Here is a 24,368-nt window from a genome sequence, read left to right as displayed (position 1 = left end):
GGCCGCATGGCAACGCGCCTTGCAGGCTTGGCGGGCGTCATGACAGTGCGAAGAAAGGGGAACAGGCATGGGCACTGAGACGGATCAGCCGGGCGTGAAAAAGGGCAAGGCCCCACCCGGCAAACCCCAGAATGAATTTGAAAATCTGAGCCCGGAGGAGACGCTGGCACGCTTGCAGGTGAGCGCGGACGGGCTGAGCGCCGAGGAAGCCGCGAAACGTTTGGCGCAAACCGGGCCGAACGCGCTGGCTGAGACACATGTTTCAGCCTGGCAGCGGATGCTGGGCTATTTCTGGGGACCGATCCCGTGGATGATTGAGGCGGCGGGCGTGCTTTCCGCCGTGAATGAGGATTGGCGGAGTTTTGCGGTGATTGTCGCGATGCTGCTGATCAATGGCGGGATCGGCTTTTGGCAGGAGGCGTCGGCGGCGGATGCGCTAGATGCGCTGAAACGCCAGCTGGCCCTGAAGGCTCGCGTGAAGCGCGGCGGCAACTGGACGGAGATTGACGCCGCCGACCTCGTGCCCGGCGACATCGTAAGGCTGCGGCTAGGCGATGTGGTGCCCGCCGATGTGAAGCTGCTGGAGGGGGGTTATCTTTCGATCGACCAATCGGCACTCACGGGTGAGTCCTTGCCGGTGACGCGCAAGCCGGGCGGGGTGGCATATTCCAGCACGGTGGTGAAAGAGGGCGAGATGGTCGCCGCCATTTATGCCACCGGCGGCAATACGTTTTTCGGCCGGACCGCCAAGCTGGTGCAAAGCGCCGGGGCGGTGTCGCATTTCCAAAAGGCGGTACTGCACATCGGCAACCTGCTGATTATCTGCGCGGTGGGGCTTTCGGCGCTGCTGATAGGGGTGGAGCTGGAGCGCGGGTTGCCGGTGCTGACCTTGCTGTCCTTCGTGCTGATTGTGGTGGTGGCGTCTATTCCCGTGGCGCTGCCGGCCGTGTTGTCCGTGACCATGGCGCTGGGAGCGCTGGCGCTCTCCCGCATGAAGGCCATTGTCTCGCGGTTGGAGTCAATTGAGGAAATGGCGGGCATTACCGTGCTGTGCTCGGACAAGACCGGCACGCTGACGCAGAACAAGCTGACACTGGGCACGCCGCTGACCTTGGGTAATGAGCCCGCGGATGAGGTGACGCTAGCGGCGGCCCTGGCCTGCAAGCGCGAGAACCATGATGACGCCATCGACCTCGCGGTGCTGGAGGGCGTACGGGATAAAGACGCGCTGGGACGTTATGAGCAACGTGCCTTCACGCCCTTTGACCCGACGCATAAGCGCACCGAGGCAACCGTGGCGTGGGATGGAAAGGAGTTCCGTGTCACCAAGGGCGCGCCGCAGGTGATTATGGCGCTGTGTGCGCTGGATAACGCGCAGCAGGCGCAGGCGGCAAAGATTGTTGAGGAAGAAGCCGCGAAGGGCTACCGCACGCTGGGCGTGGCGCGCGCGGATGAGGGCGCGAACTGGCGGTTTCTAGGCATTTTACCGCTGTTTGACCCGCCGCGCGTGGATTCACGCGAGACCATTGAGGCCGCGCGGGCGCATGGGATCGAAGTGAAGATGGTGACCGGTGACAATACCGCCATCGCGCGGGAAATTTCCGGGCAGTTGGGGCTGGGCACTAATATCCTCCCCGCCTCAACGGTGTTGAAGGATGGCGCGGAGCTGGGCGGGCTGGTGGAGCAGGCCGACGGGTTCGCGGAGGTTTTTCCCGAGCATAAATACGCCATCGTTAAAGCCTTGCAGGATGAAGGACATATCGTCGCCATGACCGGGGATGGGGTGAATGACGCCCCGGCTTTGAAACAGGCCGAGGTGGGCATTGCTGTCTCCGGCGCCACGGATGCCGCGCGCAGTGCCGCCAGCTTGATTCTCACCGCCCCGGGGCTCTCCGTGATTATCAGCGCGGTGGAGGAAGCACGGCGGATTTTCGAGCGGATGATGAGCTACACCATCTACAGGATCGCCATGACGCTGAGCATCATGGTGTTCGTGGTGGCGACGATGCTGATTTGGAATCTCTACCCGCTGACCACCATCATGATCATTCTGCTGGCGCTGCTGGATGATATTCCGATCATGACCATCGCCTGGGACAATGCGGAACTGCCCAGCAAGCCAGTGCGGTGGGAAATGAACCGGTTGCTTGCGATTTCCTCTGTGCTGGGGGTGCTAGCGCTGGCGCAGAGTTTCGGGCTGTATCTGCTCGCGCGGGACTGGCTGCATGCCTCCGTGACAGAGGGGCAGACGATGATGTTCCTGCGGTTTATCGTCGGCGGGCATTTGCTGCTGTTTTCCACCCGCACGCGGCACCCGTTCTGGGCTCGGCCTTATCCGTCATGGCAGCTATTCTCAGCGATTATTGCCACACAGATTGTCGGTGTGATGTTCGTGGGCTTTGGCTGGCTGATGACGCCCATCAGTTGGGGGCAGATCGGGCTGATCTGGCTGTATGATCTGGTCTGGTTCGTGCTCATGGATTTCGCCAAGCTGGGCACGTACCGGTTGATGGAAAACCGCGGGCGGCATCAGCTGGCGTTTATCAGCGTGCTCAACAAGGTGCTGCATCCGCATGGCGGGTTCAATATCCGGCGCCATGGGGGTGGAACAGGCGGCCGCGCTCGGCGAGGGTAACCACCACGAGCCCCAGTCCCCCGCTGACGCAAAACCCCAGCGTCAGCGGGTGTAGCGTGCCGTTGAAGCGCAGGCCAATGAAAATGCCTATAAGCGCGGAGCCGAACATGATGATGAAACCCTGCACGGCAGCGGCGGTGCCGGCGATATGGCCCAGGGGCTCCATGGAAATAGCGGAGAAATTTCCGGCCAGAAGGCCGAAGCTGAACATCATAGCGGTTTGCAGCACAGCGAAATGCAGCAGCGTCCCTTGCCCTGTAAAGGTGCTGAAAGCCTGGCCGCAGGACACCAAAATGAACCCGACCAAGGCAGCATGGGAAAGGCGACGCATACCGAAGCGTTCCACAAGCCGAGCGTTGGTGAGCGCGGCAATGGCCATGCTGACCGAGCAGATGGCAAAGACCAGCGGAAACAGCTTGGGCGCGTCGAACACCTCCGCAAAGACCTGCTGGGCGGAGTTGATGAAGCCCAGCCACGCCCCCAGCAGCAGCATGGCCGCAAGCGTGTAGCCCAGGGCGGTGCGGTTGCGTAGCGTTTGCCCGGCGGCAACGCTGAAGGCTTGCCATACCAAGGGGCGGCGGTCTTGCGGGTGCATGGTCTCCGGCAGGCGCCAGAGGACCCAGAGCGCGGTCAGACAGGCATACCCCCCCAGCGCGATGAAGATGGCTTGCCAGGGCGCGATGCTCAGAAGTTCCTGCCCCAACCAGGGGGCGATGATAGGGGCGGAGAGAAACACCATGAAGGAGAGCGAGTTCACCTTGGCCATCAGCCGCCCGGCATAGCAGTCGCGGATGACTGCCGTTACCAGCACCTGCGCCCCGGCGGCGCCGAAGCCTTGCAGGGCGCGGGCAGTCAACAGCGCCGGGAAGCCGGACGCCAGGGCGGCGGAAAAGCTGCCCAGCACGTACAGCAGCAGGCACAGGACAAGCAGTGGCTTGCGCCCGAACCGGTCTGCCACCAGCCCGTAAAGCAACTGGCTGACACCGAAGCTAATGACAAAGCTGGCAATGACCCATTGCCGCGCATTGCCGTCGCCCAGATGCAGGGCGGCGGCAATATCGCCCAGGGCGGGCACCATCATGTCGATGGCCAGGGCAACAATGGTTTGAATCACCGCGACAGTGGCGACAAATGCGCGGAAACTGAGGCCAGGATGCGGAGAGGCGCCTTGCATGCCGCCTATATGGCGGGGCGGTTCCAGCGGAGCAACAACAAACCCAACAAGGCCGACGCCAGGAAGGTGGCGCCGCCGAGCAGCAACAGATGCAGATGGTCCGGCGCGCTGCCCTTGCCCAGCAGGGCAAAAACCAGCGTTTGCGGAATAAATCCAATGGCGGACGCGCCCAGGAAGGGCAGCATCCGCACCGATGTCAGCCCCGCCGCCAGATTAAGCAGCAGATTATTGCCGATGGGCATAAGCCGCAGCATCAGCGTGGACGTGAAGGGGTGACGCGCCAAAACGCGGTCCACCCAGGCCAGCCGGGCGCCGAATTTATGGCGGCAGTACCCCTGTGCGATGGCACGGGCCCAAATGAAGTCCAGGCTGCATGCCAAAATTTGCGCCACCAGAGCGATGGCGGTGCCGTACCAGGGGCCAAACGCATAGCCCGCGACAAAGGCCGGAATCTGCCGCGGGAGGCCGATGGCGACGAGAACGGTGGCGAGCAGGAGAAAAACGCTTTGCCCGCGCAAACTGCCGTCGGATAAGGCGGCGGCCAGCGTCGCCTGCGCCGCGCCATGGCCCAGCAGCGGCAAGGCGGCCGCGATGGCGATCAATCCACCCGCCATAAGCGCCGGTTTCAGCGCCTTGGCGGCGGGGTTGGCAACAGCGCGCGGCGCGGCTTTGTTCATTCCCGTCCCTCGATATGCGGCACCTTCCAGCGGCGCTGGAGCCAAGCGACACCGGCAAGGTCTACCAAGCCGACCTTCAGGCGCTGCCAGTTATTGTAATGCGAGGCGCCATGGGCGCGGGCGTGGTGGCGCACCGGCACGGAGACCACCTGCCCGCCCGCACGGATGAACAAAGCGGGCAGAAAGCGGTGGATATGGTCGAAATGCGGCAGGTCCAGAAACGCTTCGCGCCGGAACAGCTTGAGGCCGCAGCCCGTGTCCGGCGTGGCATCCTTCAGCGCCCAGGCGCGGACCTTATTGGCGATGCGGGAGCCGTAGCGCTTCGCGTTGGTGTCCTGACGGTTGACACGATGCCCGGCGATGAGCACCGGGCGCAGACCTTTGGCTTCGGCGGCATACATGGCTTCCAGCATCGAGGGGATGTCTGCCGGGTCGTTCTGGCCATCGCCATCCAGCGTGGCGATATAGGTGCCACGCGCGGTTTTGACCCCGGTGATGACTGCACCGCTCTGCCCGCAGCTTTGCTTGTGCCGCACCCGGACCAGAGTGGGCAGGGTGTGCGCCAGCCCGGCCAGGACTTGCGGCGTGTTATCGGCACTTCCATCGTCAACATAGACGATTTCATGATCAAACCCGGCCAGCGCCGTGCTGATGGCGGTGATCAGAGGCTCCAGATTTGGCGCCTCGTTATGAACCGGCACCACCACCGAGATAAGCGGCGCGGAGGCGGCAATGGGGGACGCTTCGGAAACAAAGCGGGGTTCGATGTTCATGGTACTCATTCAGCCGCAGCATTAAGGCGCATCTGTGGCTTGATTCGGTCCAGGAATGGGCAAATCAGCGCTGCAACACTTCATTTTCCACCTAACGCCCGCCGGAAGCAAAGTAAAAAAACGGTGTAAATACGCCAATCTAGTCGGCCGCCCGGCCTTGGCTTGTTCCCGGGGCATCGCTATAAGCCCGCACGACTAGAGTAAGGGGGCGGGTAACAGGACTCGCCCGACAGATTTAAGGATCTGACGGCATGCTGATTTCTTTGCCACCGGATTACCGTCCATCGGACGACGAAGAGTTTATGAATCCGATGCAGGCGGAGTATTTTCGCCAGAAATTGCTGCGTTGGCGTGGCGATCTGGTGAAAGAGGCCAATGGCACCCTGGCCTCCTTAGGCGAAGGGGGAATCCTAGAGGCCGATATTACCGACCGCGCCAGCGTGGAAACCGACCGGGCGTTGGAACTGCGCACACGGGACCGGGCACGCAAGCTGATCGGCAAGATCGACCAAGCGCTGGAGCGGATTGAGACCGGCACCTACGGCTATTGCGAGGAAACCGGCGAGCCGATTGGGCTGAAGCGGCTGGAAGCACGGCCGATCGCCACACTCTCCATCGAGGCACAGGAGCGCCATGAGCGGATGGAAAAAGTCCACCGCGATGATTAAGCATAAAAAACCGGGGCTTTTGGCCCCGGTTTTTTGTTGCCGCTGGAAGGCGGGTTAGTTGAGCAGCAGGGACGCCGCGTTGGCGCTGGCCGCCTGACGCTGCTCGGCCACCTGGGTCTTCATGGATTTTTGCAGCTTCTCGAACGCGCGCACCTCGATCTGGCGTACACGCTCGCGCGAGATGTTGTAGTGCTGGGAGAGATCTTCCAGCGTGGTCGGGTTGTCCTGCAGGCGGCGCTCGGTGAGGATATGACGCTCACGCTCGGAGAGGGTCTTGAGCGCGTTGGCCAACAAGGCCTTGCGGCCTGTCAGCTCCTCACGCTCAGCCATCTCGACTTCCTGGCTCTCAGAATCATCGACCAGCCAGTCTTGCCACTCCCCTTCGCCGTCCATCTTGATGGGGGCGTTGAGGGAATTGTCCGGCGAGGAGAGGCGGCGGTTCATCTGCACCACGTCCTGTTCCGGCACATCCAGCAGTTTGGCGATCTTGGTCACCTGCTCGGGGTGTAGATCGCCATCATCAATCGCCTGCATCTGACCTTTGAGGCGGCGGAGGTTGAAGAACAGCTTTTTCTGCGCGGCTGTGGTGCCCATTTTCACAAGGGACCAGCTATGCAGAATATATTCTTGGATCGCGGCACGGATCCACCACATTGCGTATGTGGAAAGACGGAAGCCACGGTCTGGATCGAAACGGCGGACAGCCTGCATCATGCCGACATTGCCCTCGGAAATAAGTTCCGAGACTGGCAGACCATAGCCGCGGTAACCCATGGCGATTTTCGCCACGAGGCGCAGATGGGAATTGACAAGCTTGTGCGCGGCTGACTGGTCGCCATTATCGCGCCAAGCGCGGGCAAGCTTCTCTTCCTCCGCCTGGGTCAACATGGGATACCGGCGGATTTCTTGCATGTACCGGGTCAAGCTGACGTCGGACATCGAATTGCTAACAGTGGAGGCCATACGGATACTCCTCTTACTCTTTGTTTGCCCCGGAAGCTGCAGCCTGGCTTACCCAGCACCGCACAAAGGGACAGGTTCGCTACCCTTAGAACGAAATCGACCTTAACATCTGTTTTTCATCCTGCCCTTAAGGGAGGATAAAAAGCCAGAAAGGTTGCGGCGAAGACTCCCGGTCACCAAGTAGCTCTTAGAGAGGAGTTTATGTACGTTCGTCCGTACTAGTCAACAAAAACGACTGTCTTGGTCCTGATTTAAGTGCATGAGAGCAATGCGCCCACCAGATCATTAAAATCGTCCGGGGTTGGGGCCTGGAAACGCAAGGGGGCGCCGGACAGAGGATGCGCGAAGCCCAGCGTCTCAGCGTGTAGGGCTTGGCGCGGGAAGTCCAATGCGAGGTCGCGGGCAGGCTGCGGCAACAGTTTTGCGGCGGCCGGACGGCGGCGGAGATAAACCGGATCCCCGATAAGCGGGTAGCCTATATGCGCCATGTGGACCCGGATTTGGTGCGTGCGCCCGGTTTCCAGCCGGCAGGCGATGAGCGCCGCCGCCAACCCGACTTGGCGCAACACGCGGTAATTGGTGGCCGCTGGCTTGCCGTTACGGGTGACCACCGCCATGCGTTTCCGGTCCCTTGGATCGCGGCCGATATCGCCGTCGATCCGCCCGGCGGCAGGATTCAGCAGCCCCCAGCACAGTGCCTTATATTCACGCTCAAGATCCCGCGCGGCGAAGGCGGCAGAGAGGCGGGTGAGCGCCAGCTCAGTCTTAGCCACCACCATGACGCCTGAGGTGTCCTTATCGAGCCTGTGCACGATTCCCGGGCGACGCTCGCCGCCAATGCCGGTCAGGCTGTCGCCGCAATGGGCGATTAATGCGTTGACGAGCGTGCCATCCGGATTGCCGGGGGCGGGATGCACCACCATGCCGGCCGGCTTGTTCAATACCAGCAAGACGGAATCCTCGTACAGAATGTCGAGCGGCAGGTCTTGCGCCTGGGGCAAGGCTGGGGCCGCGGGGGGTTGCATCAGGCGATAGGTTGCGCCGGGCTGCACAGTTTCAGACGGGTCGGTGGTCACCTGACCGTCGCGTTCGCATGCGCCTTCGAGGATTAGGGCCTTGACGCGCGAGCGTGAGATGGTGCCGATGCGCCCCGCGAGGTAGGAATCAAGCCGGTGACCGGACGAATCGGGCGCCGCCAGGATGGAGTGATATGCAGGATCAACCACAGAATTTACGAGGCTTGAAGGTACTGGTGGGCGTCTTAGGGGTATTGATCATTGTCGGGACCACTGTGGTTGTCGGCACGGTCATTCACCGTCTCTATGCCAGTTTCAATGCGCCGCCAACGCCCCCGCATGAAGCCGCTGCACCTGCCCCCGGTGCCGTACCCCCCGCCCTGCCGCCCGCCAGCGTGGCAGCGGCCAAGCTGGCACCGGGCGAGCATATTTCCGGCATCGCCTCAGCCGGAGGGGATGTAGCGATATGGGTCAGCGGCCCCACAGGCGACAGGCTGCTACTGCTGAACCCCGCCACCGGGCAAACCCGCGTGGCGCTGGCCAGCCCATGACCACCAAAAGGCCGGAAAAAATTTGTCCGGCCTGTGGCCGCCCTTTCGCCTGGCGGCGAAAATGGGCCAAAAACTGGGAAAATGTGAAATATTGCTCCGCCGCCTGCCAGAAAGGCCGCTACGAGCGGGCAAAAAAACCTGCCTCCCCCCGCTTGTCATCAAAGCCACAGTAGCTTAAGGAGCGGCCCACCTTTAGTCCCCATCGTCTAGAGGCCTAGGACATCGCCCTTTCACGGCGGTAACAGGGGTTCGAATCCCCTTGGGGACGCCAATAAAATCAGGCACTTAAATTAGTTTGATTTCTTGGTTGTCCAATATTTGGATAATATACCGCCTTATTTATCCTTAGACTGTGTTGCCTTTAACAGCCGGATAACGACATATTTCTTCGATAGTATGGCAGCGTCGTGAATCGACAGTATACTCATTCTCCCCCAGCCATCTGCTGTGATTGTTAGGCTCAGAGATTATTGCCTCTTTGGGACAAAAAGTTTTTAGGACAACACCTCCATCCGGTTCTAAGGCGTTATAACCTTTGGCGAACATTTCCGCGATTTCCAGTTTATCCGTCCAGCAGAACCCCACACGGCCTTGAATCCACCTTTTAACGGCTTCTCCCCGGTATAACTCTCGCCCCCCTCCAGAATACAAGGGAAGAGACCGCCACAAGAAATCAGCAAGCATATCATCGTCATTCAGACAGCTGCGAATGAAGTGTCCTCGTTCTATCCATAATGAATGAAGAATGATTTTGACAGCTAGAGATAATGGTGAGCGTCGCTCAACTTCTGTGACCAAGGATAATGAAAACTCTAAATCGACATTCCTTGGGATAAGTTCGCGCGTATCCTCAGGGGCCGCACCGAAAAGAGCATTAAAAAAATCTTTTTGGTTCATCAAATTGTCTTTTGGTACGACCCTGAACTGCTTGATAATGTTTCTATTTCGGAAGAATGTGACATGCCTCAAGTCATTGTTGATAGAGAAGTTGGTTGTCTTAAGCCCAATTATAGCTTGAAATTCGATTTACCTAAAGTGCCTGCTATCGGTAGCTATTTGTCAATTCAGCGCCCCAATAAGCCAGAGCCATATGGAAAAGACCTCGTCGTCAGGCAAGCTTGGTGGCGTCTCAAGCACCCAGAAACAGAGGGGAGTTGCGAATCCGGTCGTGAAAAGACGGGCGGTGTAACTGAAATTTTTGTCGAGTGTGATCCTGCCCGTCACCTTCTATGGTGGAGGTAGGGATGGTCATTCCGCCTCATCCTTCTGGGTATTTGGTTGCTTCGCTCATGCTGCTGCCTTCCTTAAATCTCCACAAAGGGCTTCGGCATTGTCGAAAGCGGCAATGATGGCGTCATAAGCCGCGTTATTCACCGCCTCAACAGATGCGCGCCATAAAATCCAAGGCGCGGGAAAGGCTATGGGCTTTATACAAGGCAGGCGTAATGGCGTTTGCGCGGTCTGTCGGGCATGGTTGCGGCCATCGCGGCAAGCGGCGCCATCGCAAGCAGGTTGCGGCGGCGCGGGGTTGGTATGGTAGGGCTGTCTACAGTTTTGGACATGGGAAACTCTCTCTCCATGTTCAGGGTTAGGCGGGGAGCATCCACCTTCCACGTCCAGTCGAGTGGTGCAAACGCACCATTGCGCCGCTGCGCACAAGCGATCAAGCACCATTTGCACCATTGGTGCAAAACTTCTATTGTGATGATATGTCCGAAGAATCGCCCGATCCGATTATCAGGAAAAGTGTCTCGCTGCCCACAGGCCTCTGGAAGAGGATTGAGAATTATCAGTTCGAGCACCGGGTGAAACGCGATGCAGAAGCAATCCGTCGGCTGATTGAGCTGGGGCTGGAGAAGGCGCGCGAAGCCAAGTGAAAAAATCCCGCCTCATCCGCCTGCATGTGATAGCAAAGTCTGGCCAACAATCAGGCAATTTAACACACATCGGGGGCGGAGTATTTGAAAGCGGACGTTGGCATATTACGCCAGACATTGCAGAGAAAGCGATTGGAGCTGAACTTCATCTCCACGAATACCAGGACAAAACATCATGGTTTGCTGGAATCATCTTGGGTTGGCGTCCTGCTGACGTACCTGATCGTGTTTTTTTCAAATTGAAAAAAAATCCCGGCCTAAGTAAATCGCAAAAAGAAGGTTGGGGGAATGAGCAATCTCGAGTTTGGGAAGAATAATCGGCCTTCTTTTAATCAAGCGTGCCTAGAATTCGCTGGATGGGGTTCATTCCTGAGAACTGAGGCGAGGCTGGGGTGAGGTTGAAAGGTACATGACATTTATCGACGTTTGGAATGTCGAAACATTCGATGATGATTTGCTTGAGCTCTTATGGGCCGCTACGGGACTAATTCAACAATATCTAGAAACCGATCATAGACTGTTTCTTGAACGAGAGGCGTCAAATCACCAAGTCTATCCTCCATCGAATCCTTATTCAAAGCCATATCAAGCGTTAAAGGAAAGCCTCATGCCCTTCATGGCTGAGCGCTCAATCCGGGCATGGCATTACACGCGCATGACCGATGAAGAAGTGCAGGCGATGCAGCGCGAGGGACTCATTCTATCCAGCTTAGAGGGAATCAAAAAGAGACTTTCAGCACAAGTTTCAGCGGGCATAATCCTAGCGCAAAATGCTCAAAGGATATTCGAGTCCAGCCCCTTTCACGAGCAAGGTGACATTCGATCTGGTCAATTTTGGATGACCTCGAATCCAATTTCGACCCAAAGCTGCCTAGTCGAACTTTTGCTTAACAACTGGGGCGGTGAAGGCATTTACTTCTGGCAGAAAGATACTGAAATAAAATCTCTGCTGCAAACTATCGGAAAAGCGCGAATTATTGAAATTCGTGCGCCGCTCGATGCAACAAATTCGATCTATTCAGCGGCTAGTAATATCCTGTCGACGTTTGCTGGATTTATCGGCTGCAAGTCGGAAGAACGTGGCTTCGACTTCTGCGTCACGCGCCCTCTTAAGCCCGAGGCGATTTTGCATATCCATTCCCAAGGTGATGCGACTTTTGAAGTCATGGGGCGTGGTTATCCTGAAGGATTCATCGAAACCCCCATCGAATAAGCAACAACTGTAGCCAATGGCATCGCCCCCCTGGTTCGCCTTACCCATCTTCTCGACGACTTTTCACTGGCGTAACTTGCGCCTTGGTTCCCGTCAGCCGCATCCATTCAGCCACATGTTCCGAACGCTCAAAGCTGCGCTTAGTCTGCCCCGTAAACACGCGCGCGGGGGTTTAAGGCATCGCTCCGGGTAGGGCCTCCACCTCTCCCAGCGCGGGCCGTGTTTGTCCCCCTCGGAGACCATACGCTGCGCCATGCGGTGAATAGACGGCCCGGTCATAGCCAGCTTGCCGCCCCTGAAAGCCTGCCACGGGGCATCCGATACACCAGCAGCAACCAGCACCCGGCACAATTCACAGATAGCCCCGTTTTTGCTCTCGGCCTGATAGAGTACACCGTCGATCTCGCACCGCGCCCGGTCCACTAGCGGTCCACCAGAATGAGGGGAGCGTAAAAGCGGGGGCCTGATCTCGATGCAGATTGCCGTTTCCCGGTGTGCGGCATTTACGCCAGCGGGTTTTTCCGGGGCGGCTGGATGGTTGGAGCCGTCCATTATGAACGGCTCCTCTCAAACGAACCCTTTAATGTCATCATATCCTATCCAAAAATGCTTTGGTGAAAACCATCATCGCAGGCGCTTTGCTTACCAGTACCAAGGCGCCCGCTGCGGCGTTGGCCACGTCATCGTGCGCGTTGGGAGCATGATCGATGCTGTCGCGGCCCCCGCGTGCTGTCCGGCGTTCCAGGCCGCAAAGCTGCTGCACCAGCCTGGGATGATCGAGCAGGCTACACTTGTGCGCGTTCAGCAGGGGCAGCAACTCGCGGTAGATTTCCGACTTCGGCGCAGCGCTGGGGGTGACCGTGATGCCCTGCTTGCGGAAGGCTTCACCAACCCAATCGCCGCCCCATTTGTCAGATTCTGCTTTATAGATCCCGTATGATTTCAGTGTAGCGGCAAACTCCATCACCACACTTTCCGGGCTGAAAGGCGGCTTGCGTTCGCGGAGTACGTCCAGCACAGGCCCCAGTGTCTTATCCTCATGCGCGATGGCCATGGTCATGCTGTCTGTGCCAGACCCACCAGCCGCATCGATAAAGGCCACATAGCGCCCTGCGGCGGCCACGCGGGGGCGCTCATGGCAGCCGGTTTCAATGCAGGCTTCCAGCACGCTGCGAGAGATAAAGTCCGCAATGTCAGTGCGGAATTCGCCGCCATACTCACACGCGGCGCTTTCGGGATCTTCCTCGTACGCCTCGGCAATAATGGCGGGATTGATTTTGGGATTGGCTTCTGACGTGGACGCCTTCACCACCAGCACGCGCGCGCCATCTTTGCCATAGTTGCGCTGGTAGGCTTTCCAGAGAATTCCAGCGCGGCGATAGGGGCTGGAAGCATTCAGCAGCAGCGAATTGGGGATGGTCGCCAGCCCAGGGCGCAGGGCACGAAAGATCTCCGTGTCCGGGTTGGCTGAAGATTCATCGCGCCAGAAAGCCGTCTCATCCGCCAGCACCGCCGCGAAGGTATAGCCGCGCGTCACCCTGAAGCTGGCCGTAGCAATCTCAATCTGCACGCGGTTGTTGAGCGTTAGCGTTTCCTTGGTTTCATCCTCGACCATTGGAGCGAGAACCGGCACTGACGAAAGCAAGCCTTTGACGTAACGAAAAATCGTGCGTGCTTGGTTGCGGTCGGCTGCGATGATCGCAATGGTGGCAACCTCGCCCGGTGACAGATAAGGTTCGTAATCCCGGAAGCAGGCCAGATAGACGGCAATCAGAGCCAGGATTTGGCTCTTGCCGCCACGCCGCCCGATAACCAGCGCCATCTCTGTGAAGGGGGCCTCAGGCGGCGCTGTACGGCCTGTATGCTGCCGGTACAACGCCAGAGTCTTGTCATCCATCGGCAAGGCAAACAACGCGGCCAGGACCATGCGCCAGAAGCCCCACGTGTCCCCTTTGAAGTGGGGCGCGAAGATCTGCGGATGGTCCATTGCTTCAAGAATGTTCGCTTCCGGCATCGCTCAGCCCTGGAACACAGCGTCAGGGTCGCGTTGGAGCGCGTCGTAAAAGATAGCCAGCCGTTCAAAGTCCGCGCCCCGGTCTGTCTGCTCCACTTTCCATTGCCCCGGCGTCTGCGTCAGTGCGTTAATCGCCTTCTCGGCTGCGGAAAATTCCAGCATTTTGCCATATTCGCCTTGCACCTCAACCCGGCCCATATCCAAGGCGCCAACGCTGCTAAGCCACATAATCGCGTGGCCGGTTTCCAGAATTTCGCGCTGCAACTGCTGGAAGCGCTCCACTAGCCGGACGGGTTCGGGAAGGTCCGCGACAACTGCCGCCGCAGCCTTGGTCAGCTTTTCCTTGCGCCATTGCAGGGATTGCGGAAGGTGCGCACCCTGGCGCTTCAGTTCGGCTTCTGCCGCCTTTGCCGCTTCCATGTTGCTCTTGGCGGCTTCCAGATCTGCACGGGCCTGGGGGGCTGTTACAGGCCGCTCCATGGCGCGGCCTGTCGCCTGGGCCAGCATATATTCGGCTGCGTCCTCTTGCGCCTGGTCAAGCCTACCCTGCGCCTCATACATGGCGTTGCGGTAGGTCTCGATCTGCCGTTGCGCGGCGGCTTCGGCGTTGTTCTGGGCCTCGATTTGGCCCAGCAATTCGCGGTATTCAGCCAGCGCGGTTGCCAATGCCTGCCGGGCTGGTGTGGCTTCGGGCTTCTGTTTGCGGATAAGCGCCATTACTTGCCCAACCTCGCCGCTTCGGGGAACCGGCTATGATAAACGTTGGCGCCATCCTGGGCCATTTCGCCTTTCTCGCCTTCACTGGCGCCTTGCTCCAGCAGCCGCGCAAGATGGTTGCGGACCTTGGCAATGTTGCTTTCCGGCATTTTGGTTTCGCGCAAAATGGCGCAAGCCCGGTCTAAAGGGGATTGTTCAACCAATTGGTTAGTCCTTCTTTGTTGAAGCCGCCTTGCGGGCTTTCTGAGTTACGAGGGGCGGCCAAACATCAAACGCCATCTCCGGCTTGGCAGACGCGGCCTCTTCAAGTGCGGCGTCCTTCGCCATTTTGCGGAGTGCGATCTGCCGTCCGCGTTCTTCACACTCCTCAAGGGTCAGCTTTTTGGAGGATTTGCCCATTAAAGGGTGCCCCCCAGGCGTTTGCTGTTCGGGAAGCGCTCGACAAACTTCTCTTGCTGCTCTTGCAAGATCGCGCGATCTGCGGCCATCTGGGCTTCTGTTTCGGGCCGGTTGGCCTTCAGAAACTTGATAACCTTGTCCACGTTATCATTGCCGAATTTGGCATTCCGAAGGACGACTTCGACAACCTCAATCGGGTCTATTTCATGTTCAGGCATAGCGTTTTCCTGTTGTGGGAGGGGGTGCCCGCCGCCAGCCGTAAAGGTCGGGCTGCGCGGGCTGACGGGGTTTTTGTTGGCGCCTCGGCACTCACCGTCTAATCCGAGGAACACCCGCCGCTTTCGAGCCGGGTGAATAGAGGGCATCGCGCCTATGTGCCTTTTGTGGCCTTCAAGACGTCCGCCAGGGTTGGTGGCTTCCCTGCTTGGCCCTTCAGTCCTAGATGCCGCAGCATCCGGCTCAGAGCGTTAGCCCAGGCCAAATAGGCGCGCTGGTCATGGTCAGTCATCGGCGTGCCGTCCAGGGCCTTTGCGTCCATGATCTCCAGGCGAAGGAGAAGGATGGCCACGCGGTCAATCAGGATGGTCTGGGTAGAGGATGGGGTGCCTCCGAGATGCTCGCAGAGTTCCGTTCGTATCTCTTTCAGACGCCGTGCTTCCTTTGTCCTTCCATCCAGCTTTGCCAGGGCAACAGCAGATGAATGGGGGCCTATCTTGGGCATGTTTTGGGGGTATCTCAGCAGTAGTTATAGGTCATATATTGGATAGAACGGGACTTAAATTCAATAGAAGCATTAAATAACAACACTCTAATGTCTTCTATTGTTGTTTGTTTCCGCCTTGTATGGGCGGTTTCATCGTTTTTCCACTCAAAACAATAAGGGGAAAGGTTTCCAAACTGAAGTGCGCGAACAATCCAGAAAATCCATAACTCTGTGAAAATATACCAGTCTAAAAATTTGGAATTTATGTAACTGACGCGGAAATTCTTTGCTATCACGTTTCGCTATTCAGGCTGCTTTAAAATGATTTTCTCCATATCAAAGGTTGGATGTATTTATTATCTAAAAACTCGGAGGTTTTTGAGCGTTCATCAGCCTCTCTCAAAACCCTTAGCTAGACATGCGCTCGTGGAGTTCTCGGCTGAATCATGACGCACATGACGCATCTGACACATCCCCTTATATATACTCCTGAACAATATCCCCTATTCGCCAAACCGCTACATAGGGGATTTTGCGTCATGGTGCGTCATGGTTGAGGGGCATCAGTGCATTTATGTTTGTCGTTTTCCATCTCAGTTTATCGAGGATTAAAAACGGCATGACGCACTTTCATGACGCACTTTCGCCAGGAATCCACCAGCGCCCTGCTTCTGTCCTGTTCCCGCGTTTCCAACCCAAGCGTTCCAAAGCTGCGGCGATCCGGCGCTGTTCTGAAGTGCCTAGTTTTGGCGTTTCGATGTGCAGCGCTTCTTTTGCTACTTGTCCAACAGTCACCTTGCTTTGCGTCACCAGATAGCGGGCAATTTCATGCTCCCAGGCGTCGGCTTCATAGCGCGCTTCCTGCTGCGGTTTGATATGCTCAGTCTCAAATGATCCATCCGGCCACCATTTTTCACCACGCTGGTAACGTGCCGCTGCTTCGGCAAACAATTGGTCGCGGTCGCGGGTGAGTGCATCCGTATCGATGATGCCAACCTTAACCGGCCAGAAGCGCCGCCCACCCGTCTCATCGCGGAGATATGCGGTCTTATTGGTTGTACCAATGAACACGCATTGGCGCTGCTCGATTACTTCCTTGCGCCCATAGGTAGGGCGGTAGCGTTCTACTGGGCGCGTGATGAATGCCTTGAGGGCTGCGGCTTCAGCTTTATCAAGGGCTGACATTTCCGCCACCTCGATTAGCCATTTGCCGTTAAGATGCATCGCTACATCTTTCCCCCCGTTCCGCACGTCTGGGAGATTATCGGAGAACCAAGTGCCGCCCAGAATAGCGCAAGCCGTGGATTTTCGCGCGCCCTGGGCGCCTTCCAGCACCAGCATGTAATCGCACTTGCAGCCCGGCTGAAACACGCGGGCAACCATCGAGATCATAAACATTGTGCCAATCCCGCTGGCGTAGGCGTTCTGCTCAACCCCGAGATAGGCGTTAAGCCATCCCGCCAAGCGTGGTTCGCCATCCCACTTTAAGCTGTTGAGATAATCCTGAACCGGGTGAAACTTCAGTTCATGTGCATAGGCGTCAATCGCTTGGTGCATGGTGTCTTTTGAGATGCTACGCAGCCCCTTCAGTTGGAGATATTCCTGTACGCCGCTTACATCCACGTCCGTCACCGGGCGCCGCTCAGGCCGCATCAGAAAGACCGTGCGCTGCATCTCGTCATACCCAAGCGTGTCTTGAAGCTGCTCATCATGGCGTAACGCAATCATGGCATTTGCAAGATTGCCCAGCGGCTCCGATTTTTCGTTCTTCTGAAGCTGCGGAAACCATGACGGCATTTCTTGGCCATCCGGCATCAGCCCGGCGCGTTCCCAGATGCGGGACAATTCCCGCTCACCATCCGGCAAGCCCTTTTCATAAAGCCAGTTCGCCGTATCCGTGCTGTGGGTCCGCAAAGCCTCTTTAAGATCTTCGCGGCTGCCACCGGTCCGTTTGATCCTGACGCCAATGCTGAAAGCAATCGCGCTGCGGCTCTTATCGCTGCTGCCCCGATGCCCAGGAAGGATAATTTTTTGCCGTGCGTTGCCGTCCGTCTTACAGGGCTTCTTGTCGCGGCAGAACGCGGGACCGGTGTTGAGAATCAGGCTTTCGATTGCCTCACGCTCAATATGCACCAGTTCCGTCGGTACGTCTGGCAGCTTATCGCCCGTCACCGCAAAGTAGCGGGTGCAGAGATGCAGTTCGATGGCTGGCGGATGCTCTTTGCCGGGGCGCTTCCATGCCTTCCCCGATGCACTGCCCATGACGTGCTGAATCTGCGGAAGATCCGCACCGTCATAGCGGAAAAAGATTTTCACCCCCGTGCCGGACGGGCTGACTTCTGTGTATGAGGCAAAGCGCTCGATAATGTCCTGCGCCCATTCGGCAATGATGCCGCCTTCATCCCGGCAACTATCAAGATCAATGCCACCCAGGGCAATGCCCTCATGCTCCCCAAGCTGAATGCCAATGCCGCCACCCAATGGACCGACAATCTGAGCAGCCAAAGATTCCGCCTGGTCGTGGAGAAGCCATGTTGCCGGATCATTCGCCTTGGCCATACGATTAACCGCAGCATAAGGCACTTTCGTGATTTTACCGTTGCGCTCTTGGTTGCGCCACGCCACCCAGCGAGAGGATGAGGCGAGGAAGTCAATATTAAATGCTGGCATCAGGTCTGGATGAGATACGTTTTCAGGTTTGGAGGGAGTCAGACCGTTCTGGTCGAGTTGCATTAGTGTTCCTTAAAAACGAAAGGCTTGGAGCGTTCAGCAACCAAGCCTTTTAAGAGTGGATAGAGTGAAGGGAGTGAAAGGATCATGTTGCCCACGTCAGCCTAGCCGCGCGGGCGCGCTGCCGTGCTGCCAAACGCTCAGCGGCTTTCTTCGCCTCAGCAGCTCGGGTGGCCATCCTGCGAGCCTCCAAAGCGCCTTCATCGGCAACGGTTGATGACAAGCCACGCCCAGCACAACCCCAACCTGCGCGCCGGGTGGCATTGTCAGCTGGGTCATATGCAGGCGCACCCCAGCCACCCGCGACATAGCGCAGTGCTTCAATTTCAAGCTGCCGGACATGGTCAACCGGATCTGTGAAGCGGCTGGAAGGCAACGGAAGCCGCTGAGCAAGGCTTTCTAAGCTTTCCCGGTTGTGGGTCTTTCGGGATTGGCCGGGCAATGCAGCGCTGTGTCCAGGCTTGTATGGTTCCAAAAGCCAGCGCGTCTTCAAGATTTCCTTATGGATATCCGTAAGTACTGGGCGCCAACCATTTTGGGGAGTAAGCTTTTTGCGGGCGTTACCGCATGTCCGATAGGCGTTGTTGAACTGCTTATTGATTTCCCCCCAAGGGATAATGAGTGAGCCATCCTCCAACGCTTGATTGAGTGCCTTCAAAGCTGCATCGATTTTTTCTTGTGCCTTCACCTCAATCTGCCGGACGCGCTCCAAGCTGACTTCAAGCCGCGAGGAGATAGCGTTCAGTGTCTCGCCCTTGATACGACGGTAGCGGTAAACTTCGGCTTCTCTTGGTTTGAGAGCTTTCTCAGCTTCCCGAAGCATCCAGCGGGCGATTGCATCCTGTTCAAAGGAAAGCTGAGCACGCTCCATGCCACACAAGACGACAGACTTAGGATCATCCTCTGGATCAGAGATGAGTGTATCTTGCAGGGCGTTTTCCGCACTCTCCCCATCTTTTTGAAGGGATGGTTGATTCAATCCTTCGTCGGCAACCCCTTTCACCCCTTTGGGGGTTTTAACAGTTGAAATATTTTCTCTTACAAACTGTTCAAGCTCAGCCTTAATCCAAAATCGAGAATAGGTTCCAAAGCTAGCTTTTTTTGGATCATATTTATTGGCAGCTTTGAATGACCCAATCAAAGCTACCTGTTGAAGGTCTAGAAGATCAAAGTAAGCGAGATCTTCATAATCGACATAGGATTTCCGAGCTAATTTGGCAGCCAAGGGGCGGTACTTTAGGACAAGGTCTGTATTCTTCGGAAGCGTTTGCTGCATTCAATTTTCTTTCAGAAATTCTTGAAATGCGGCATTGAGCGGGCAATCTACCTTTTGTCAGTGTTGGTAGTGTTTTGCCGTTACTCGCAGCCGCTCGGGAAACTGGGCGGCTGCTCCTTTTAAGTGCGCACTTCCTCGACCGTTGCCTGCATCTTGCGATGCCAAGCGGCTTCCGCGTCTTGAGTAATACGCACGGCGCGGCCAAGCCTAAGCTCAGCCGGTCCCATGCCACGATTTTTGAGATTATAATAAGTAGCTCGGCAAATCTTGTTGTTTTTGCAGAACTCATCAACGGTAAATACAACGTCTCGCATAGATCACCTTTGTTTGCGTTTGTCTATGGAGGTTATATTGCCGAATGAGATTCTGAATTGAATTTGTAAATTTGGCTGAGTGGCGTTTCTACATAGTAGAAACAGATGATTGTGTTATCTACATACCCTAAAAGTCACCGGACGGCCGGAATTCAAGCCTAAGCGTTCCCCGTGTCATTAGGTTTTGGCGTATAGATTCTATCTTGCTTTCTTCGATTGGAGCACAAATCCCACGAATTCTATTATTGACAGCAGCTATGAAGCGGAACGCATCCCGGTCTGATGCGGAGGGAACGCGGCCCTTGAACACGAGGTATAGAGGTTCGTCCCAATTTGTCCGCTTCCCATCTCCATTAGCTATTCGTTCATCCTCCAGCCTGGGAATATCCATATCGATTGCCTGGGATAAAGAACTCAACAGGCTCTCAAATACTTGCCTCTCAATATCTGCTCTCTTGAAAAGATTCTTCAGAATCTCACGGGTTGCGTCGTCTGTACTTTCTCGCACCCACAACTCAGCCTCCGACACCCTGCTCTTATAACTTTCACGATATTCAGGCAGTAATGCGAGAAGTGATTGTATTGATTTTGTAATCTTATTTTTTTTCTGCTTCTTAGCTTGCCAAGGTTCGTTCGTAAACAATACCTCCTTACGGTAGTGATTGCATAGTCCTGCAAGCGCTTCACATGCCGGATCGCCTTGCTTCGGGATATTCCCTGACTTCATTACTCCCGATTCCAAGATCGTGTGGATTATTTCAGCCGTAAACTCTTCACAACTAATCTTATCATCTACCATCGTACCGCTTGCCCGGCTCATGCCACGTCCTCAATTCGTGTGATGTTATTGCCTCGCTCCATCCCAAACCGTGGCGCCGCAGCCCGCACTGCCTCGGCCATGTAGGTTGCACTCAAGTGACCATAATGCTTCTCAACCATCCGCGTGTCAGCGTGTCCGAGGTTGCGGGCCACCACCAATAGGGGGGCGCCGTTCATGATGCTTAGGCTAGCATAGGTGTGCCTGAGTATGTGAAAGCCGATAGCCGGTGCGATCTTCGCGGCCTTGCACGCTTCATCCATCGGGCGCGTCTGTGTTGATTTCTTCCAAGGCTCCCCGCCGTCACGGGTAAGGAGCAGGTCAGTAGAGGCTTTGCCCAGGGTTAGCGCTTTAGACAGCGCTACCCCTTCTTCGGTCAGTACAACGTGCCGCCCTTTGCCGCTTTTGCTGGTCCGAATGTGCAGTGTTCCGGAGTCAGGGTTAAAGTCCGCAACCCTCAGTGCAGCCAACTCCCCAAAGCGGCAACCTGTGAGCAACGCCAGCTGAACCAGCGGGCGGAAGCTACCTTGTGCGGCATTTATCAGTCTCTTAGCCTCGGCAAGCGTCAGATAACGCACGCGAGCCGCGTCAGCCTCTTTAAACGGCTGAACCCGGCGCCAAGCGTCATCGGAAGCAATTTTGTGTTCCCTCCACGCATGATTGAGAGCCGCCTTCAGGATTGTCAGGACGCGGTTAGTAGATGCTTGGCGGCGCCGGATTTCTTCAGGGTCATCAAGATCAACCTCCTTGAATTTCTGCTCTTTCCCTTTTTGGGTACGCAGGCGGGGGGGAGCCTTGGCCACGCCATCTCGCCAGTTGCGGATCTGCACATTCGTCAACTTCGCGCACTCCACGCTTCCCAAGATTGGATAAATTAGCGCTTCGGCGCGTGACCGAGAATCCTTGGCCGACTTCCGGCTTTGTTCCAACCAGACCAGATATTCTTCAACGGCCTTTTGGACTGTATAAGGGCCTGCGTCTTCAGGCAGTCCAGCAGCGCGGCGACGCGCTTGGATAAACAATCCCCGTGCTTTATTTTGGGCCTGGGAGAAGGTGAGGACTTCTTCGCCATCCGCGTCCAGGTTGTCGTCAGATGTGCCGATAACCTCAACAGCATAATTCTGGTCGCCCAAATAGCGGCGCATAACCCACTTGCCTCCTCCGCGGACGCCTTTGCGATAGCCTAGGTGCAATCCCTCATCGATAGACCGATAGTAAGGCTTGCCCGATGGTTTCAGGGTGCTTCGGGCGTTCCGGCTTTCAAGTCTGGCATCGCGAACAGTGCGGGCCATCTAATCACCTCAAATGTCAAATATATGTCTAATATATATTGTTACACCTCATTATACAAGAACAAACACGGACGAATAAAATACTATATAAACCAACAGTATAAATTGACTAGATTAGACAGAGACAGTCTTATAAACGTCTCTTTCACGGCGGTAACAGGGGTTCGAATCCCCTTGGGGACGCCATTGCCGTCCAAAACTGAGAACTTTTGAACGTAGTTTTGGCTTTTCGGACATCAGTTGGCTGAGCAGCTTATCCTTACGGCCAAAAATTCGGATTTCTCGGTCGTCTACCTCGATGCGATCTACAATCGCTTGGGCATATGCCTTTCTCATGGCAACGGGCCCGTCTAGTAACCTTCCCTGCAAACCGCGCGCGAAATTGTCGATCATCTCTTCCGTAATGTGCGGCGCAATCCCAGCCGGGGCGTCTGCCATCTCAGAAAGCCGTTTTGTCTCATCGCGCCGCGCCTTAAGTGCGTCGAGGCGCGCTTTAAGGGTTGGGTCGGAGAGCTCGATAATGCCGTCTTCGATGGCGGCGTACATGCGATGAAGCTTCTGTTCAGCCTCCCGTGCAGCGGTACGAAGGCTTTCAGCGCGCGCAGCATCGCTGTTCTGATTGGCCGCGTACTGCGCCAGCAGCGATCCCAAAACCTCCCCTAAGCGCTCCTTTGTCAGAAGACGCTCGGCCAAGTGCTGCATTACCAGTGTGTCGAGCAGGTCCATGCGAATTGACCGCCCCTTGCAGGCGGTCTTACCTTTGCGAGCCTGCGAGGCGCAGGTGTAGTATCTATATCGGCCATTTTTTCCGGTCCGCAGCGTCATGCCGCCGCCGCATGTTGCGCAGACAGCCATGCTGGTCAGCAGGCACGGGCTATTCACAATCCGAGGGGCTGTCACGCGGGGAGCATTAAGCCTTAACTTATCCTGCACGGCCGCAAAGCGGCTGGCTGTGATAATGGCTGGAATCTTTACCGCAATCATCTCTTCGTCAGGTTTTTTGCGCCCAGTCTTGGCTTCAGTCACGTCAAACCTGTGATTCCCGGTATAGGCCGGCCGGGTCAAAACTTCGTGGACGAATTTGCAGGAGAACTTTGCCCCTGATTGGGTCCGCATGCCTTGCGAATTTAATCTGTTTACGAGGGCTTTGAGGCCAAGGCCGCCTGATTGGCCGTCGCCGTCTAAGTATAGGTCAAAAATCAACCTCACAGCTTCAGCCTGGACAGGGTCAATATCGAGCCGCTTCTTGACCTTTTGCCCTCTCTTCTCCGCCTCCACTGCGCGATAACCAAATGGCGCGCGGGAGCCGTTCCAGAATCCTTGCCGGGCATTTTCCCGCATTGCCCTTAGTGTATGCTTGGCGTTCTCTTTGGATTGATATTCGTCGAACATCGCCAAGATTTGCCGCATCATATTTGATGAAGGGCTATCATCTAATTCCTGTGTGATTGAGACCAAACGAACGCCCAGCTTCTGCAAACGTCGGACGTTAAACTCTAGTTCAAAATGGTCTCTAAAAAACCGAGAAAACGAGTGGACGACCACGACTTCAAATCTCTTTGGCTTCGCGGAGACAGCCTCCATGAGCCTTTGAAATTCTGGTCGTTTATCATCTGTTGCCGATGCGCCAGGCTCGATAAACGCTTCCGAGACCACCCACCCTTTGGCAAGGCAATATGCCTCTGTTTGGCGCCGCTGGTCGGGTATCGAGAGGTCATTTTCTGCCTGCCTTCCTGTCGATACGCGCAGGTATAGGGCTGCGCGTATCGCTGGCATGAGGAGCTGAGCGGAAGATGGTTTCAAGGGCGTCACGGCAGTACCTTTGTATCACTTCAATTTCGGATTGGCTGACAGGGATGTCGGGAGGCAAGCCGTCTAATATTTGCCATTCATCCTGGCCCTTCAAGGTTTTTGACACCATGAAACAGTCAAATTGAGTAGACGGTTGAGGGCGTCTCATTTTGCGCCCTCCATCGCTTTAATTCGGGCCTGAATGACGACTACAGTTGAGTGGCGACTTGCACATTGTAAGATGGCCAAGTTCGGCTCGCCGCTTTGTACTGGGGCTTCCGCAAGGCTAAAGTGTTGCCTTTGACTTGTTTGAAAATTGTTGGCCATCTTCCGTGCTCGCTCGCCAATCGAACTAATCTTCGCCGTTGGTAAGGACGAAATTCAGGGGCACCTCTTCATGCTCAGGCTCACCAGGAAAAACTTGCCCTGCAGGTACGTTGACTAGCTTTGGCATTTCTTGTGACGAGGGCACGCCCACCTGTTGCTTTCGTGGCTTCTTGCCTTGCTTTGCGTTGTCAGCCTCCGCCATGACCTGACGAAGAAGAGCGCGGGAAATATGCACGCCATGGGCCCGCAGTTCGTCAAGAATCTCACTAACCGTGTAACCGCGTGCAATAGCTTCTCTGATTTTCTCAATCTGCGCGGCAAGAATAGCGCGCCGACCTCGAGGCTCCCGTGGCTTTGCCAGAAGGCTCGCAAAAGCAGCGTCAAGTTTAGTCGCAAAATCTTCGTCATTCATCGTTATGTGTCCTCTCTGACTACCTCCTC

At 56.4% G+C, this 24,368-nt stretch carries 28 protein-coding genes and 1 tRNA gene; 8 read left to right on the top strand and 21 right to left on the bottom strand.

Features of this window, described 5'->3' with window-relative positions:
- Positions 1 to 67: 67 nt before the first annotated feature.
- Positions 68 to 2,635: a plasma-membrane proton-efflux P-type ATPase gene (locus BUB54_RS09375; RefSeq protein ID WP_082075742.1), complete on the top strand. Its 2,568-nt coding sequence runs from the start codon at positions 68 to 70 to the stop codon at positions 2,633 to 2,635.
- On the opposite strand, the gene BUB54_RS09370 is transcribed toward BUB54_RS09375, so the two are convergent.
- The 3 genes from BUB54_RS09370 to BUB54_RS09360 are packed head-to-tail and all read right to left on the bottom strand — an operon-like array spanning position 2,583 to position 5,259.
- Positions 2,583 to 3,809 (bottom strand): multidrug effflux MFS transporter, encoded by a 1,227-nt coding sequence (locus tag BUB54_RS09370; RefSeq protein ID WP_048879889.1) that lies wholly within the window; start codon positions 3,807 to 3,809, stop codon positions 2,583 to 2,585. The genes BUB54_RS09375 and BUB54_RS09370 overlap by 53 nt on opposite strands.
- 5 nt (positions 3,810 to 3,814) lie before the next feature.
- On the bottom strand, positions 3,815 to 4,486 hold the full coding sequence (locus BUB54_RS09365) for a TVP38/TMEM64 family protein (RefSeq protein ID WP_073211504.1): 672 nt from the start codon (positions 4,484 to 4,486) through the stop codon (positions 3,815 to 3,817).
- Complete coding sequence (locus tag BUB54_RS09360) at positions 4,483 to 5,259, bottom strand: glycosyltransferase family 2 protein (RefSeq protein ID WP_048880672.1); 777 nt, start codon at positions 5,257 to 5,259, stop codon at positions 4,483 to 4,485. The genes BUB54_RS09365 and BUB54_RS09360 overlap by 4 nt, the downstream gene beginning before the upstream one ends.
- 251 nt (positions 5,260 to 5,510) lie before the next feature.
- Here BUB54_RS09360 and dksA point away from each other — a divergent pair, with 251 nt between their 5' ends.
- Positions 5,511 to 5,927: an RNA polymerase-binding protein DksA gene (dksA, locus tag BUB54_RS09355; RefSeq protein ID WP_048880671.1), complete on the top strand. Its 417-nt coding sequence runs from the start codon at positions 5,511 to 5,513 to the stop codon at positions 5,925 to 5,927.
- 54 nt (positions 5,928 to 5,981) lie between these two features.
- On the opposite strand, the gene rpoH is transcribed toward dksA, so the two are convergent.
- Together rpoH and BUB54_RS09345 are read right to left on the bottom strand one after the other, a co-directional pair.
- Positions 5,982 to 6,890, bottom strand: a complete 909-nt coding sequence (gene rpoH / locus BUB54_RS09350; protein ID WP_048880670.1) for an RNA polymerase sigma factor RpoH — start codon at positions 6,888 to 6,890, stop codon at positions 5,982 to 5,984.
- Positions 6,891 to 7,141: 251 nt separating this feature from the next.
- Positions 7,142 to 8,116 (bottom strand): RluA family pseudouridine synthase, encoded by a 975-nt coding sequence (locus BUB54_RS09345; RefSeq protein WP_048880669.1) that lies wholly within the window; start codon positions 8,114 to 8,116, stop codon positions 7,142 to 7,144.
- Here BUB54_RS09345 and BUB54_RS09340 point away from each other — a divergent pair.
- The 3 genes from BUB54_RS09340 to BUB54_RS09330 all read left to right on the top strand — a co-directional run bounded on the left by BUB54_RS09340 (position 8,101) and on the right by BUB54_RS09330 (position 8,728).
- On the top strand, positions 8,101 to 8,457 hold the full coding sequence (locus BUB54_RS09340) for a DUF6476 family protein (protein WP_073211510.1): 357 nt from the start codon (positions 8,101 to 8,103) through the stop codon (positions 8,455 to 8,457). The genes BUB54_RS09345 and BUB54_RS09340 overlap by 16 nt on opposite strands.
- Entirely contained in the window at positions 8,373 to 8,630 is a 258-nt protein-coding gene (locus BUB54_RS09335) for a DUF2256 domain-containing protein (protein ID WP_307189096.1), read from the top strand. The genes BUB54_RS09340 and BUB54_RS09335 overlap by 85 nt, the downstream gene beginning before the upstream one ends.
- A 22-nt stretch (positions 8,631 to 8,652) precedes the next feature.
- Positions 8,653 to 8,728 (top strand) — tRNA-Glu (locus BUB54_RS09330).
- A 74-nt stretch (positions 8,729 to 8,802) separates the two neighbouring features.
- Here BUB54_RS09330 and BUB54_RS20245 read toward each other — a convergent pair.
- Both BUB54_RS20245 and BUB54_RS21795 read right to left on the bottom strand, forming a co-directional pair.
- Entirely contained in the window at positions 8,803 to 9,354 is a 552-nt protein-coding gene (locus BUB54_RS20245; protein WP_139284858.1) for a hypothetical protein, read from the bottom strand.
- A gap of 530 nt (positions 9,355 to 9,884) precedes the next feature.
- On the bottom strand, positions 9,885 to 10,019 hold the full coding sequence (locus tag BUB54_RS21795) for a hypothetical protein (RefSeq protein WP_264797799.1): 135 nt from the start codon (positions 10,017 to 10,019) through the stop codon (positions 9,885 to 9,887).
- A 147-nt stretch (positions 10,020 to 10,166) separates the two neighbouring features.
- Between BUB54_RS21795 and BUB54_RS20755 the strand changes: the two genes are divergently transcribed.
- The 3 genes from BUB54_RS20755 to BUB54_RS09325 all read left to right on the top strand — a co-directional run bounded on the left by BUB54_RS20755 (position 10,167) and on the right by BUB54_RS09325 (position 11,547).
- On the top strand, positions 10,167 to 10,334 hold the full coding sequence (locus BUB54_RS20755) for a hypothetical protein (RefSeq protein ID WP_158320136.1): 168 nt from the start codon (positions 10,167 to 10,169) through the stop codon (positions 10,332 to 10,334).
- Positions 10,331 to 10,651 (top strand): hypothetical protein, encoded by a 321-nt coding sequence (locus BUB54_RS20240; RefSeq protein ID WP_139284857.1) that lies wholly within the window; start codon positions 10,331 to 10,333, stop codon positions 10,649 to 10,651. Before BUB54_RS20755 ends, BUB54_RS20240 begins: the two co-directional genes overlap by 4 nt.
- A 92-nt stretch (positions 10,652 to 10,743) precedes the next feature.
- Positions 10,744 to 11,547: a hypothetical protein gene (locus tag BUB54_RS09325; protein ID WP_048879856.1), complete on the top strand. Its 804-nt coding sequence runs from the start codon at positions 10,744 to 10,746 to the stop codon at positions 11,545 to 11,547.
- A gap of 93 nt (positions 11,548 to 11,640) precedes the next feature.
- Here BUB54_RS09325 and BUB54_RS20235 read toward each other — a convergent pair whose 3' ends face one another.
- The 14 genes from BUB54_RS20235 to BUB54_RS09260 all read right to left on the bottom strand — a co-directional run bounded on the left by BUB54_RS20235 (position 11,641) and on the right by BUB54_RS09260 (position 24,339).
- Entirely contained in the window at positions 11,641 to 12,099 is a 459-nt protein-coding gene (locus BUB54_RS20235) for a hypothetical protein (RefSeq protein WP_139284856.1), read from the bottom strand.
- Positions 12,100 to 12,136: 37 nt separating this feature from the next.
- A complete protein-coding gene (locus tag BUB54_RS09320) occupies positions 12,137 to 13,561 on the bottom strand; it encodes a hypothetical protein (RefSeq protein WP_048879855.1) in 1,425 nt (474 codons plus the stop codon).
- 3 nt (positions 13,562 to 13,564) lie between these two features.
- The gene (locus BUB54_RS09315; protein WP_048879854.1) at positions 13,565 to 14,278 is read right to left on the bottom strand and encodes a hypothetical protein; all 714 of its coding nucleotides are present in this window, start codon (positions 14,276 to 14,278) and stop codon (positions 13,565 to 13,567) included.
- Positions 14,278 to 14,427: a hypothetical protein gene (locus tag BUB54_RS20750; protein ID WP_175556493.1), complete on the bottom strand. Its 150-nt coding sequence runs from the start codon at positions 14,425 to 14,427 to the stop codon at positions 14,278 to 14,280. Before BUB54_RS20750 ends, BUB54_RS09315 begins: the two co-directional genes overlap by 1 nt.
- Positions 14,428 to 14,485: 58 nt before the next feature.
- Positions 14,486 to 14,677 (bottom strand): hypothetical protein, encoded by a 192-nt coding sequence (locus BUB54_RS09305; protein ID WP_048879852.1) that lies wholly within the window; start codon positions 14,675 to 14,677, stop codon positions 14,486 to 14,488.
- A complete protein-coding gene (locus BUB54_RS09300) occupies positions 14,677 to 14,895 on the bottom strand; it encodes a hypothetical protein (RefSeq protein ID WP_048879851.1) in 219 nt (72 codons plus the stop codon). Before BUB54_RS09300 ends, BUB54_RS09305 begins: the two co-directional genes overlap by 1 nt.
- 152 nt (positions 14,896 to 15,047) lie before the next feature.
- A complete protein-coding gene (locus tag BUB54_RS09295; protein WP_052948422.1) occupies positions 15,048 to 15,398 on the bottom strand; it encodes a hypothetical protein in 351 nt (116 codons plus the stop codon).
- A 612-nt stretch (positions 15,399 to 16,010) separates the two neighbouring features.
- Positions 16,011 to 18,113 (bottom strand): VapE domain-containing protein, encoded by a 2,103-nt coding sequence (locus BUB54_RS21130; RefSeq protein ID WP_199444729.1) that lies wholly within the window; start codon positions 18,111 to 18,113, stop codon positions 16,011 to 16,013.
- 82 nt (positions 18,114 to 18,195) lie between these two features.
- The gene (locus tag BUB54_RS09285; protein WP_048879850.1) at positions 18,196 to 19,386 is read right to left on the bottom strand and encodes a sigma-70 family RNA polymerase sigma factor; all 1,191 of its coding nucleotides are present in this window, start codon (positions 19,384 to 19,386) and stop codon (positions 18,196 to 18,198) included.
- A 119-nt stretch (positions 19,387 to 19,505) separates the two neighbouring features.
- Positions 19,506 to 19,700: a hypothetical protein gene (locus tag BUB54_RS09280; RefSeq protein ID WP_048879849.1), complete on the bottom strand. Its 195-nt coding sequence runs from the start codon at positions 19,698 to 19,700 to the stop codon at positions 19,506 to 19,508.
- Positions 19,701 to 19,827: 127 nt separating this feature from the next.
- On the bottom strand, positions 19,828 to 20,520 hold the full coding sequence (locus BUB54_RS09275; RefSeq protein WP_048879848.1) for a hypothetical protein: 693 nt from the start codon (positions 20,518 to 20,520) through the stop codon (positions 19,828 to 19,830).
- A complete protein-coding gene (locus tag BUB54_RS09270; RefSeq protein WP_073211498.1) occupies positions 20,517 to 21,809 on the bottom strand; it encodes a tyrosine-type recombinase/integrase in 1,293 nt (430 codons plus the stop codon). The genes BUB54_RS09275 and BUB54_RS09270 overlap by 4 nt, the downstream gene beginning before the upstream one ends.
- Before the next feature lie 114 nt (positions 21,810 to 21,923).
- Positions 21,924 to 23,621, bottom strand: a complete 1,698-nt coding sequence (locus BUB54_RS09265; protein WP_241869437.1) for a recombinase family protein — start codon at positions 23,619 to 23,621, stop codon at positions 21,924 to 21,926.
- 331 nt (positions 23,622 to 23,952) lie between these two features.
- Positions 23,953 to 24,339 carry a helix-turn-helix domain-containing protein gene (locus BUB54_RS09260; RefSeq protein WP_048879845.1) on the bottom strand — a complete coding sequence of 129 codons (387 nt, stop codon included), beginning with the start codon at positions 24,337 to 24,339 and terminating at the stop codon, positions 23,953 to 23,955.
- Positions 24,340 to 24,368: the final 29 nt, after the last annotated feature.

The sequence above is a fragment of the Acidocella aminolytica 101 = DSM 11237 genome, assembly GCF_900129125.1.
GTDB classification, from domain to species: Bacteria; Pseudomonadota; Alphaproteobacteria; order Acetobacterales; family Acetobacteraceae; genus Acidocella; species Acidocella aminolytica.
The sequence above is the reverse complement of the archived record's forward strand: the minus strand, read 5'-3'. Positions and strand labels throughout refer to the sequence as shown.